This window comes from Planktothrix prolifica NIVA-CYA 540 (assembly GCF_963864145.1).
Lineage (GTDB): Bacteria > Cyanobacteriota > Cyanobacteriia > Cyanobacteriales > Microcoleaceae > Planktothrix > Planktothrix agardhii.
Window position 1 is genome coordinate 2,261,904 of the sequence record NZ_CAWLTW010000001.1, and the last position, 13,547, is coordinate 2,275,450.

Here is a 13,547-nt window from a genome sequence, read left to right on the forward strand (position 1 = left end):
TATTGAATTGATAGTTAATGGCTCAAAAATCCTCCTCTATTATCACTTTTCCTGCTGTTATTTTATGGCTGATATATTTAATCCCTATTTTGGGAGTAACGGGATTTATTATTTGCTTTGGTGTGAATATTCCCTTTTATGATCAGTGGGTTGTACCTGCTTTATTTGAAAAAACAGCCACGGGAACATTACAATTTAAAGACTTATTTGAACTGCATAATAATCATCGTATTCTATTTCCGCGATTAATTTTTATTGCTTTAGGATTTATTTCAAGTTGGAATATTAAATTAGAGCTTTTTTTGAGTTTAGGATTGGCAATATTAACCTTTATATTGTTATATAAAATTTCTGCTAATACCTCAAAAAATCAAAATTATTTCTTTCATTTTACTAATTTATTAACAGCTTTAATATTTTTCTCCTTAGCTCAATCAGAAAACTGGCTTTGGGGATTTCAAATTGCTATATTTTTAATCAACTTTTGCGTAATTTTAAGTTGTTTTATTTTAATCCCAATTCCAGATAAAAACTCAACACTTCTAGTCTCCCCCATTAGCAAGGGGGGGCAAGGGGGGGTTAAGTCTGTAATATTATTAATTATAATTGGTCTAACTCAAAATCAAATTAAACCTAAAACGAAGCTATTATTGGCTGCGATTCTTTGTTTGATTGCCAGTTTTTCATCTGCACAAGGATTAATGAGTTGGTTAGCTTTAATTCCTTCAGTTATAGTTATTTCAAAATCAGGGAATCAAAGAAGAAAATACCTAATTTTTTGGATGACTTTATTTTTAAGTTCAAGTTTAATTTATTCAATTGGATACACTCAAGAACCGAAAATAATTAATCTCTCTCTCCTTGAAAAGTTATTTACTTTTATTCAATTCTTTTTTAATGTAATTGCTGCGCCCGTGACAAATTCTCAAAATTTTAGTATTTGGATCGGAATAATTATTATCTTAAATTTTATTGTTTTAGGAAGTTACTGTCTGATTAATCTAAAAAACAAAAAATATTTAATAAAATTATGTTCTCCTTGGTTTTCGATTGGAATATTTTCTATCCTATGCTCGATTGTAATTACATTAGGTCGTTATGATTATGGAGCGAATTATGCTATTTATACCTCTCGATATACAACTCATTCTTTACTATTAATTATTGCCGTTATTCAACTTTGGTTTATAATGATTTCAGAAGGTAATTTCTATTTAAAAAATTATTACCCTAAACTGATTTATAGTTTTATCGGGGGAATTTTAGTCTGTTTAATAGCGGTAAAATCAGAAATAGCGATCGCTCAAGCTCAAACGGATGTCATCAATAAACAACGGGGGGAAACCTGCTTAGAACTAATTAACTATTTAGAAGACTCTCAATTCTTTAAAACCCATCCTGAACGTTGCTTATTAAGATTAAGTAAAACAACTTGGTGGATTCAAGATGGGGTTAAACAACTTCAGGGCGTTAATCTTAGAAATTGGGCAAATAATATCACATTCAAAACCGAATCAGAACAACTTTATGGTTATATTGATTTTCCTCTTTTTGGTGATCAACCATTAAAATTAAAGCCAAAAGATGACCTGACATTAAAAGGATGGGCAATTTTTCCCCAGCAACAAAATCAGCCCCAACTCGTCTTTTTTTCCAGGGGAAATCAACAAACCTTTTTTGCCAATGCTAATGTTGGTTTAAATAGTCCAGATATTGCTCAAGTATTGAATTCTCCCCTCTATAATTATGCGCGATGGGAAGTTACAATTCCTACTGTACAATTGGATAATGATTTGGGAAACACAAAGGTTAAAGCTTGGGTCTATAATCCTGATGGGAATGAATTTATCCCGTTAAAGGGAGAAGTCAATATTATTCTTGAAAAAAACTAACCTTTAATTCAGTTTTGATCAAGTATCAACAATTTGGTACAATGTTTAGTCGCTGATCACAATTCCACCTAAAAATGACTATTACTCCTACAAAAATCCCAGATGTTTTCATCATCGAACCCAAAGTCTTTGGAGATGAGAGAGGCTTTTTCTTTGAAAGTTTTAACCAGAAAAATTTCACCGAAAAAACAGGAATTACCTCAGAGTTTGTACAAGATAACCATTCCCGTTCCGTACAAGGAGTTTTGAGAGGTTTACATTATCAAATACAACACACCCAGGGCAAATTATTGCGCGTTATTGCGGGCGAAATCTTTGATGTGGCGGTGGATATGAGAAAAAGCTCTCCGAATTTTGGAGAGTGGGTCGGTTGCATTCTCAGTGCAGAAAATAAGCGACAATTTTGGGTTCCACCTGGATTTGCCCATGGGTTTTTAGTAACTTCAGATATTGCTGAAGTATTATATAAAACTACCGACTATTATGCCCCGAACTATGAGCGATCTTTGCTTTGGAATGATCCTGACGTTGGCATTGATTGGCCATTAAATGGAATCACCCCAATTTTGTCCGTAAAAGATCAAGAGGGTCAACCTTTGAAAACGGCGGAGTTTTTCTCATGAAACAAATTTTATTGATCGGAAAAAATGGTCAACTCGGTCAAGAATTGCAGCCTTTCCTCGCTTCCATGGGGTCGTTAGTGAGTGTCGGACGAGACACCCTGGATTTATCCCAAACCCAAGAAATTGAAAGATTAATTGAGGAAATTAAACCGGAATGGGTGATTAATGCTGCCGCTTATACCGCAGTGGATAAGGCAGAAAGTGAACCGGAGTTAGCCCTAAAAATTAACGGAATTGCACCCGGTATTTTAGCCAAAAGCTGTCAAAAATTAGATGCAACATTGATTCACATTTCCACGGATTATGTGTTTGATGGAACCCAAAGCCATCCTTATCTTGAAACCGATCCGACTCACCCTTTAGGTGTTTATGGAGAATCAAAATTATTAGGAGAAATGGCAATTCAAGCATCCCAAGCTAAATTTGCAATCCTCAGAACAGCTTGGGTTTATGGTGTGGGTGGAACCGGAAATTTTGTCAAAACAATGTTACGTTTAGGGAAAGAACGGGAAGAAATTCGCGTTGTTAGTGATCAAGTTGGGAGTCCGACTTGGACGGGAGATTTAGCACAATCTATTGTGCAATTAATGCCCCTTTTGAATGATCAAAACTACGGAATTTATCACTGTACAAATAGTGGTGTTACCAGTTGGTATGATTTTGCGATCGCAATTTTTGAAGAAGCCCAACTATTAGGTTTTCCCCTCAAAATTGAACGGGTAATTCCCATTACAACCTCCGAATATCCAACGCCAGCAACTCGTCCCGCCTATTCAGTTTTAAGTGGGAAAAAACTAGCTAATATTGTGGGAAATCATACTCCCCAATGGCGACAAGGACTGAGGAAAATGCTACAACAATTAAAACCGTAGAGACTTGCCACGGCGCGTCTCTGTTGCTCTACTAACCCTTAATTATTAATTATGAAAGCACTAATTCTTTCAGGTGGAAAAGGAACAAGGTTGCGCCCTTTGACCTACACAGGTGCAAAACAATTAGTTCCCGTCGCTAATAAACCGATTTTATGGTATGGAATTGAAGGAATTGTAGCGGCAGGAATTACGGAAATTGGGATTATTATTAGTCCAGAAACCGGAGAAGAAGTTAAAAATTTAACCGGAAATGGCGATCGCTTTGGCGCAAAAATCACCTATATTTTACAAGAACAACCCGCCGGACTCGCCCATGCAGTGAAAGTGGGTCAACCGTTTTTAGGAGATTCTCCCTTTATTATGTACTTGGGAGATAACTTAATTGAAAGTCAACTAAGTCAATTTTCTGAGCGGTTTAAACAGCAAAAACTAGATGCGTTAATTCTACTAAGAACTGTAAATAATCCCAGCGCTTTTGGGGTAGCCGTTGTTGATGATCAAGGACGAGTATTAAAGTTAGTTGAAAAGCCCAAGGTTCCCCCATCTAATTTGGCTTTAGTCGGGGTTTATTTTTTTGATAAAACTATTCATGATGCGATCGCTAAAATCCAACCTTCCCCCAGGGGAGAACTCGAAATTACCGACGCTATTCAACAACTGATTGATGATCATAAAAGTGTTGAGGCTTGTACCTTAGAAGGTTGGTGGTTAGATACAGGAAAAAAAGATGATTTACTCAGTGCAAATCAAATTATTTTAGATTCCTGTATTACCTACGATGTAGCAGTAGAAATAGACGAAAAGAGTCAAATTTTAGGCCGGGTTAAAATTGGTAAAGGTACAAAATTAGTCAACTGTAGCGTGCGGGGGCCAGTAATTATTGGGGAAAATTGCTATTTAGAAAATTGCTTTATTGGCCCCTATAGTAGTGTGGCTAATAAAGTCACTTTAATTGATGCTGAAATCGAACATAGTGTCATCTTAAGTGAAGCTAAAATTATTGGGATTAACCAACGAATTGTAGATACTGTTATTGGTCGTCGGGCTAGTTTAAGTACCGCCCCTCAACGACCCAAAGCCCTACGATTTATGATTGGAGATGATAGTCAAGTTGAATTAGCGTGATTTACTGGATAACGGTTAATTATTACTCCACCGAATTGATTCAAAGGTTAATTAATTCTCTCGTAGAGACGTGCCATGGCGCGTCTCTACAGGGAATTAATTATCAAATTATTATTATTAATAATTCTCCCGACGATCTTTCTATTCATCGGTTAAAATCTCCGTATATTCTGGTATTTGACGCACCCGAAAATATTGGGTTTGGTCGAGCTTGTAATATTGGGTTAAATTGGGTTTATCAACAGGATTCTCAAGCCCTTGTTTGGTTAATTAATCCTGATGCGTATTTATCCAAAAATACCCTATCTCCAGCAATTGATTTCTTTAAATCTTACCCAGAATTATCTATTTTAGGAACAGTTATTTATAATAACAAAGGAGAATTAGAGTTTACAGAAGGTCAATTTAACCGAAAAACTGGTATAATTAAAGTCTGTAATCAACTATCAGAATTTTTGCAAAATCAACCTTACCAATTAACAGAATGGGTATCGGGATGCAGTCTATTAATTAATTTGAAAAACTTTAAAGAATGTCCTCAATTTGATCCTAACTATTTTCTCTATTATGAAGATTTTGATTTCTGTTTAAGGTATCGAAATCAAGGACATAAAATTGGGATTACTGCACAAATTCAAGTATTTCATCAAACTTCATCCATTACCCAGAGAAACCCTAACCTCAAACTTCAATATAGTATTTATAGTTACCTCCTCAGTCTTCATAAACATACTTCTAAAGCTGTTTTTATCTACTGGTTATTTAGAATTAGTTTTATTGGTTTAATTACACTCTTAATTACCCCTCAAAAATCTTGGTATAAACTCAAAGGAGTTATAAATTTTATTGTTAAAAATATCAGCAATAAGCTATTATAGATCTAGTAATATTTTTAATTATAGCAACCGCCAAGGCAGTTAGGACACCAGACGGATCTTAGAACCCAGACGGTGAAGTATTTCCCCCATGTTCCCTCCCCCCTAGCCCCCCGTGCACGGGGGGTTTGGGGGGGCTGTTCCCTGTTCCCTGCTATATAGATTTTTTATGAGTAAATCACTCTTGATTAATTTATCATTTTTAATTCCTGAACCCACAGGAATATCTATTTATGCTAGTCATATTTTACCCGCTTTAAAACCGCTTCAACCCACCTTATTAACCGCTCAAGAAAACCTCGATTATTCCTGTTATTCTGTTCCTAATAATATGACCCCCGACCAAGGAACAAAGGGACATCTTAGGCGGTTACTTTGGACACAGTTTAAACTCCCTAAAATTTATCAGCAATTAAAGGGAAATTTGATATTTTCTCCAGTCCCAGAAGCTCCTTTATATTCGGGATGTCGGTCAATAGTTATGGCCCATGATATTATTCCGTTAAGATTTCCCAGACGGGGTTCTCGGTTAACAGCTTATTTTAAATATTATATTCCCTTGGTATTATCCCAAGCCGAACATATTGTCTGTAATTCTATCGCAACGGCTGAAGATTTAATCCAATTTTTTAACATTCCAGAACAGAAAATTACACCTATTCCCCTCGCCTACAACCCGCAACGATTTCAATTTTTAGACCTACCAACCCACAATTATTTTCTCTATATTGGTCGTCATGATGCTCATAAAAATGTCTCTCGATTAATTAGTGCTTTTGCTGGTTTAAAAAACTCATCAGACTATGAATTATGGTTAGCTGGCCCAACAGATGAAACCTATACCCCGGAACTTAAAAGGCAAGTTCAAGAGTTAGAATTAACTAAACAGGTAAAGTTTTTAAATTATGTTCCGACCGATGAATTAACCACAATAATTAATCAAGCAATTGCTGTTGTTTTTCCCAGTCTTTGGGAGGGGTTTGGTTTCCCGGTTTTAGAAGCCATGGCTTGCGGAACTCCTGTAATTACTTCTAATCTATCTTCCTTACCCGAAGTGGGAGGAAAGGCGGCATTATATGTTAATCCTTATCAAGTAGAAGAAATTACAGAAGCGATGGAAACCCTAGCTAATAGTACAGAAATGCGATCGCATTTAAGACAATTAGGATTAGCACAAGTTAAACAATTTAGTTGGGAAAAAACCGGAAAAGAAACAGCAAAAATTATCCAAAATCACCTATAAATCATCCCGTTGTTGCGCTTTAGCGCATCTTATTCGTTGTAGTATAGCATCAGAAAAGAATGCGCAGCAAGCGCAACAACGTTGGAACAACTGGATTTGGTTCCCAGGTATAACCAGGGAACCAGAGGCGAAGCAAAAAATATTAGTACACAGAGGTTATTTTATTCGGACTCATGATAAAATTGGGAGACTTCATCAAAGACCAGTCAGCCAGGTTAAAATGAACATAACAACAGCTAACAGATCTGCGCGAATTACTGAAATTATTCAAAAACGCCAGCCCCTAGCTCAGAGGATCATCAGCGTAGAATCTAATTTAAAAAATCTGCAAAATGCAATTCAAATTTTAGAAAGTGACCGAAAGCAACAACTTAACCAATGGCCAAACGAGGCTAAAATTGTTGATAAGTTAAATAAAATTGATTTTTCTCCAATTTTATCAACAATAGAAAAAGAATTACGAGAACTACATAAGTTAAGGATTCGTTTCGCTCGTCAAACCCTCAATATCGGCGTGGTTGGACGAATGAAACAAGGGAAAAGTACCCTACTACAAACCCTGAGTGGACTGTCTGATCATGAAATTCCAGCCCGTTCAGGAAAAGCCTGTACTTTTGACCCGATCCTAAAAAAACAGGGGTTTCTATTGAAATTGAACTGTTATAATAATTACAATAGTCAACTAAAAAATTAATTTGTTTAATTAGGATTAAAGTAAAAATGGAAAATTACTATCAACTCAACTTATTTAATCATAGTCAGAATTCAATTAATTACAACAATTTAAAATATCCTAAAGGCTATAAAGGGTTAGCAAGATTTCACAAATACTGGGGAAAAAAACCAATTGAGTCTTTATCATTTCTGATTGACGCTTTAACCCAAAAAGATGATCTCATTCTTGATCCTTTCTTGGGTTCAGGTTTAGTTGCAAGAGAAGCACTTCTCAAGAAAAGAAGATTTATCGGGATTGATATTAATCCCATCGCTATTGAACTATCAAATCTTATGGTCAATCTTCCTTGTCCTTTTCAACTTCAAGAAGCCATCAATAATTTAGATCAAAAAATTAAGCATAAAATATATAAAACCTACATTTTAGAAGACGATAAAATAGCAAGTCACTATCTATGGAATGGGGAAGAATTAATTTCAACTTGGAATGTATCAAACTTAAAAAAAACTCGTGAAGAAAGACAACCAACAGATTATGATTGTATTTTAATCAATCAATATGAAAATTATATATCCAAAAGTTTGCGTAAAGTTCAGCTTTTCAATAATAGTCGAATTAATACCACTAATCTGTTAACTCTAAATGATATATTTACTGGCCGCGCTTTGTATAATATTGACATTTTAAGAGAAGAAATTAACCGTTTACCTCAGAATATCCAAAAACCCTTGTTACTGTCGCTAACAGCTGCTTCTGGTCAAATGTCAAAAATGGTTTTCGCTATCACAAGCCGAGGTAAGAATCAGAACAAAATAACTAATAAAATAGAAGTAGGAAGTTGGGTAGTGGGATATTGGAGACCTAAACTTCATTTTGAGATAAATGTTTGGAACTGTTTTGAAAATAAAGTAAATAATTTAATTAAAAGTGTTATTGACAACAAAGAAAAAGAAAGATACTTAGTTTCTACAAGGCTAGAACCTGTTATCAATAAAAATAATCAATTAGCTTTGATTTTAGGTAATAATCTTACTGTTTTAAAAGAATGTCCTGATGAAGTTGTATCTCTAATTATAACTGATCCTCCTCATGGCGATAGAATTCCTTATTTAGAATTGAGTGAAATGTGGAACTCTTTATTGGGTAAAATCCCAAATTTTACTGAGGAAATTGTAATTTCTAATGCAAAAAATAGAGAAAAAAGTAAAGAAGATTATACCCATAATATGAGTATCTTTTTAAAAACAGCGAGTCGTATTTTAAAACCAAGTGGAATACTAGCTTTGTTCTTTAATGCTAAAGATAAAGATAGTTGGAAATTTTTAAAACAACATTTTACATTTTTACAAGATCTTAAGTTTAGAGGGTATTTTCCTATGAATTATTCAGCCAAATCTGTGATCCAAGATAATAGAGAAGGAAGTTTAAAAAGTGATTTTATTTTAATCTATCAAAAATCAGGGATTGATGATTTAGAAAAATTAAAGCCTTTATTGGAAATTCCTGAATGGTCTGTAGAGTTTCCTGAAGATTTTTTAAAACTTAACTAATTTTTATAGATTGAGGTATGAATCATGTCCAATAATAACTTAAATACATTTTTTTATCTTGAATCTTTATATAATCAGGGTAATTTTCATGAACTAACTAACTCTGAAGAGGGTTTATATTTTCTCAAACTGCGTTCTTTAGCTCGAAAAGAATATTTACTTTATTTGTTGGAAAAAAGTAAAATTTATGTAGATAAACTTCCAGCTAAAGAACTATTAAAAAAAACTTTTGAGGCAGAAGTTTCTACTTCTATGATTGAAATGACTATTCGTGAAATTTATACCCAAGAACGAATAGAAAGAAAGAATTTAGAGCGTCAAATTTTGGCAGAACTTTATAAGTTACGAGTCTTTGATTGGGGCGGTATTCATCAAAATGATATTAATAAACACTTAGTCAATAATTATATTAAAAAAATAAATAACTATGATTCCTTAGTTGAAAAGATTGAAAACGAAATATTAAATAGTTTAAAAGGTTTTATTCTTTGTTCATGGTATAATAACTGGACATCTATTATTATCGAAGATATTTTTAAAGATCATCCTCGTGTTTTACCAACAATTGGTAAAATTAAGCAAGTAGATTTTTTTATAGATCAAGTTCCTTTTGATCTCAAAATGACCTATTTTCCTATAGGATTCATGGAGAAAAAAAGAAAAGAGAGAGGGTTAACAGTTAAAGAAGTGTCTGAATTAAAAAAAGCAGCTAATTCCTTTGAAATTCCATTTGATAAAAATAGAAGCGATCAGGATCTATTATTAGATTTAATTGCTGCTTTTTCAGAAAATTCACAAACAAAAGTACAAGATTTTTACCATCAATTTATTTCAACAAGACGTGAAATTATTACCGAAACCATACAACAACCTCGAAACCTTCTTAAATGGTTATATGAACAACAAGGAACTCAAAGATTTGATGCTAGTAATCGACTATTTTTAATAGTTATTGATCTTAATCATCTTGAAAACAGTTGGAAGATCAAGAGAGATTATCAACTATTAAAATCAGAGATTGATAATTATCTTAATAATCAGTTCTTTGATTGGGAAAAACTCAAACTTGACTGGTCATTTAATAACCAACAATATAAAAGCTATACAGATGTTATATTTGTTGTTAAGTAGGGTTTGCTGAAGAAGATTGAAAAAGGGACAGTGTAAGGATGTTTCAGCAATAGAACTCTTGCAAAATAATTTTATGGTATTATGGTAAGTTTTGCTCAATTTCATAAAATCCTAGAGACTAACCATTCTTCACAAATTTTTGCTAAAAACTCCATAAAATGGTAAAAATTGAAAGTGAATTTAGACAATAACTCTGCGATGAACACTCAATTTTATCTAAATTTGAAACCTCATGAATTTAAACGGAGATTTGGTGTCAAGATTCAAACCTTTCAAGAAATGGTTAATGCCATAGAGCAGTTCAGGTTAGAACATCCTAAAGATAGGAGAGGACGTCACACCCACCTGACTCTCCAAGAGCAAGTTTTAGTAGCCTTGGAGTATTGGCGAGAATACAGAACATATTTTCATATTGGGACAAATTGGGGAGTATCAGAATCAACTATTTGCCGAATTGTTGCTAATATTGAATCAACTTTAATCAAAACAGAAAAGTTTCGTATTCCGGGAAAAAAAGCATTAATTCAAGATTCTGGCTACCCCGAAATCGTAGTGATGGATGTCACAGAAACGGCTATTGAAAGACCGAAAAAAAAACAGAAAAAATATTACTCAGGAAAGAAAAAACATCACACACTCAAAATTCAGTTAGTAATTAATCAAGAAACTAAACAGATTATTTGTACAGATTTTGGAGAAGGACATTGCCACGATTTTAGCTTATTCAAAAAAAGCAAAATTCATTTTCACCCCCAAACTGATAGTTTACAAGATAGTGGCTATCAAGGGATTAAGGATTATCACTTGAATAGCTATGTACCCAAAAAGAAACCCAAAAATGGCAATCTTTCGGTCTTAGAAAAAGACTATAATCAAGCTTTGGCTCATCAACGAATTGTGATTGAACACGTTAATCGGAGCCTCAAAATTTTCAGGATCTTATCGAGTCGTTATCGAAATCGTCGTCGCCGTTATGGTCTTCGTTGTAATTTGTTGTCGGCCATTTATAATTATGAGTTGACACTCTTAGTCTGAAAGTGAAAATTTGTTATTATAGCATAGATTTTTTTTGCAAGAGGTCTAATGATAATCTTATTGATCCTTGGAATGATGAAGGTTTTGTTTTTGAGCTTGGGAGTGGCGGCAGAAAATTTCTCAAACTTCGATTTACTGACCCAGCAGGGGAATATTTCAACCTAAATGCCACACAAATACAGAAAGATTATGTAAAGGAACAATTATTAAAGTGTGATGCTGTAATTATTCCCATTGATGCTACTGCATTAATGGAAAAAAAGACAGGAAGGGTCAACTATAGCGAAGTGGGAACTTGGCATGAAGAAAAAAATGATCCTGAACGGATCACAACCCTGTTAAAAGATGCCTATGCGGGTTTGACCGTTCCCAGATTAGTCATTTTAGCTCCTGTTAAATGCGAAACCTACATGAGAACTTATCAAGATGCTGACAACTTACTCCAGCACGTTCAAATAGGATATCAAAAACTGTTAAATTTTTTAAAATCCGATGGGTTATTTGGTAAAGTTGCAGTTGTGGTGACACCTGTTCAGACCGTTGGAAATGTTGTTTTTGCTTACCATAAAACTCGTGATGATGGTTTCATAAAATTTGAATACAATAAAACGGAGATTAAAGCTCCCTATGCTCCTAAAGATGGAGATCAACCTCTAAGATATGTTTTACGGTTTTTGCTGAATCTTTATAATGAGGAAAAAAAACGTCAGTTACAGCAATATCAAAAGGAATTATCTGAGCTTGAAAAAAATCTATCTAAAGGAAAAGATGAACTTGATGAATTTAAAAAGACGTTTGATCAAAGAGAGAAAGCACATATAGAACGACAGAAAACATGGCTTCCGATTAGATTTGTAGCCAACCTATTTGATGATGCGTACACACCTTATAAAGAAGCTGAAGAAAATTTAAAATCCAATGAAAAAACGGTTTACGAAACTCAAACTAAAGTTAAAAACTCTGAAATAAAAGTTCAAGCAACACAGAAGGAAATTGAGATTTTTAACAATGCTATCTTTTCTTTTGCCATTGGCTGTAAAAATAGTGATGGTTTTGCTATTTTACAGGGTGCTAAATGGTTGCCAATTCCCCATAAGTAATATACAAGGAGATTAAAATAATGAAAAACTTAGAATTTTATGTGAAAAGTTCTGCCCTAGGTAAGACGGGAATTCATTGGCGTAAGATTGAAAGTAGTCAGTCTGCCTTCGGATATCCTGATATGCTTGAAAAAAGGTTGGTTAAGAAAAATAAGGGAGGTTTAGGCACAATTGAATATAAGATTAATTATCAAAAGCTTTTCTTTGTTCTCATGCGCCATTCTCAACAACTGTTATTCTTAGTTGGAGGAATAGAAGCACCTGAAGAACGATCTAATCAATTAGGCAGTACAATCTTTAATGCAGTTGCCTGGGTTGTTAATCCTGATGAAAGTAACAGTATTTCACCTACAAACAAATTAATGTTACGACATTTAGCAGCACGCACATTATTAAGTTTTGCAGGCAAAGATCCAGAGTTTATTAATACGATCAATGAGGCAATTAATTTTAATGGATTAGAAGAATTTTCTGTTGATTTTAATATAATTCATCAACTCCCTGAAAATTTAGACAATAAGCTCAAACAATTACTTCTGAATTTAGATAAAGCTGAATTAGATAACGCTGAAGATGCTCAACAAATTTGGGACAAAAAATATGAAATACTAGATAATGAGCAAGAAATTATTAGTTTGGCTGATAAAATTATCAAAACCGGGTTGTCAAAAGGTGATGATTTAGCAATTTTAATCAGTAAGGTTGATAAGAATGCAGTCTCGGTTTCACCTATTGATCTTGATCTTAAGCCTGAAATACCTACGGATAATCAAGTTGAAAAATTGTCATCTCCTTCAATAGAACCTGAAAAAACTGAGGAGAAGGGGGATTTACCAATGGGAAAGTCCCCAAGATTCAGGTTAAACATAAAAGTGGTAGCGGTAATCCTAATAATCTTAACGATATTAAGTGCAATGATAGTGACGTTAAAGGTGATGGAAAATCAGAAGGAAAAGCCGGAGAAAATACCGATTCCGCAAAGTTTGGTAACTCCCAAACCGCCATTTCCAGTAAATCTAAGATAGATCAACCTATGGAAAATAAAGATAAAGATTGGATCAAAAATCTACGTTTCTTGGTTAAATTAATCCAAGAAGAAGAAGATCGTTCTTGGATAGAAAAACGATTGGATTTTGAAGACAAATTATTAGAAGAACAACGAAATGATTGGTTTAAACTAGGTAAGTTTTTAATTCTCGATAACGAATTAAAAAACAAGGAAAAGGAAAAAGAAAAGTTAACTCCTGAAGATAATCAGTTATTAGACTCAGTTGGAACAATTCTGAATGAGTATTTAGATATGTTGAAAGAAATCAAAGGTGAATAATCTTTTATCCTGATCAAAAATAAATCGTGGTAATCTCTTTAGGGCTTCAATCCATCCTAGTTACTAATCTGGGGATTAAGCCCTGAAGGGCTTACTAC

13 protein-coding genes are annotated in these 13,547 nt (G+C 33.8%); all 13 read left to right on the plus strand.

Annotated features, from left to right (window positions below; genetic code table 11):
* Positions 1-17 precede the first annotated feature (17 nt).
* The 13 genes from AC559H_RS10415 to AC559H_RS10475 all read left to right on the plus strand — a co-directional run bounded on the left by AC559H_RS10415 (position 18) and on the right by AC559H_RS10475 (position 13,449).
* Positions 18-1,892: a hypothetical protein gene (locus AC559H_RS10415; protein WP_052349591.1), complete on the plus strand. Its 1,875-nt coding sequence runs from the start codon at positions 18-20 to the stop codon at positions 1,890-1,892.
* Positions 1,893-1,966: 74 nt separating this feature from the next.
* A complete protein-coding gene (gene rfbC / locus AC559H_RS10420) occupies positions 1,967-2,515 on the plus strand; it encodes a dTDP-4-dehydrorhamnose 3,5-epimerase (protein ID WP_026788888.1) in 549 nt (182 codons plus the stop codon).
* The gene (gene rfbD, locus AC559H_RS10425; protein WP_026788887.1) at positions 2,512-3,387 is read left to right on the plus strand and encodes a dTDP-4-dehydrorhamnose reductase; all 876 of its coding nucleotides are present in this window, start codon (positions 2,512-2,514) and stop codon (positions 3,385-3,387) included. The genes rfbC and rfbD overlap by 4 nt, the downstream gene beginning before the upstream one ends.
* Positions 3,388-3,438: 51 nt before the next feature.
* A complete protein-coding gene (locus AC559H_RS10430) occupies positions 3,439-4,512 on the plus strand; it encodes a glucose-1-phosphate thymidylyltransferase (protein ID WP_026794520.1) in 1,074 nt (357 codons plus the stop codon).
* Positions 4,509-5,390 (plus strand): glycosyltransferase family 2 protein, encoded by an 882-nt coding sequence (locus AC559H_RS10435; RefSeq protein WP_026794521.1) that lies wholly within the window; start codon positions 4,509-4,511, stop codon positions 5,388-5,390. Before AC559H_RS10430 ends, AC559H_RS10435 begins: the two co-directional genes overlap by 4 nt.
* A gap of 166 nt (positions 5,391-5,556) precedes the next feature.
* Complete coding sequence (locus AC559H_RS10440) at positions 5,557-6,630, plus strand: glycosyltransferase family 4 protein (protein WP_026794522.1); 1,074 nt, start codon at positions 5,557-5,559, stop codon at positions 6,628-6,630.
* A 220-nt stretch (positions 6,631-6,850) separates the two neighbouring features.
* A complete protein-coding gene (locus AC559H_RS10445; RefSeq protein ID WP_026794523.1) occupies positions 6,851-7,324 on the plus strand; it encodes a hypothetical protein in 474 nt (157 codons plus the stop codon).
* Positions 7,325-7,350: 26 nt separating this feature from the next.
* Positions 7,351-8,856, plus strand: coding sequence for a DNA methyltransferase (locus tag AC559H_RS10450; protein ID WP_026794524.1), 1,506 nt, complete (start codon positions 7,351-7,353; stop codon positions 8,854-8,856).
* A gap of 24 nt (positions 8,857-8,880) precedes the next feature.
* A complete protein-coding gene (locus AC559H_RS10455) occupies positions 8,881-9,987 on the plus strand; it encodes a hypothetical protein (RefSeq protein WP_036832502.1) in 1,107 nt (368 codons plus the stop codon).
* A 198-nt stretch (positions 9,988-10,185) separates the two neighbouring features.
* Positions 10,186-11,022 (plus strand): IS5 family transposase, encoded by an 837-nt coding sequence (locus tag AC559H_RS10460; protein WP_036834550.1) that lies wholly within the window; start codon positions 10,186-10,188, stop codon positions 11,020-11,022.
* Positions 11,023-11,024: 2 nt separating this feature from the next.
* Positions 11,025-12,122, plus strand: coding sequence for a hypothetical protein (locus AC559H_RS10465; protein WP_052349324.1), 1,098 nt, complete (start codon positions 11,025-11,027; stop codon positions 12,120-12,122).
* A 20-nt stretch (positions 12,123-12,142) separates the two neighbouring features.
* Complete coding sequence (locus AC559H_RS10470; RefSeq protein ID WP_026794525.1) at positions 12,143-13,147, plus strand: hypothetical protein; 1,005 nt, start codon at positions 12,143-12,145, stop codon at positions 13,145-13,147.
* Between the two features lie 8 nt (positions 13,148-13,155).
* Positions 13,156-13,449, plus strand: a complete 294-nt coding sequence (locus AC559H_RS10475) for a hypothetical protein (RefSeq protein WP_026794526.1) — start codon at positions 13,156-13,158, stop codon at positions 13,447-13,449.
* Positions 13,450-13,547 lie beyond the last annotated feature (98 nt).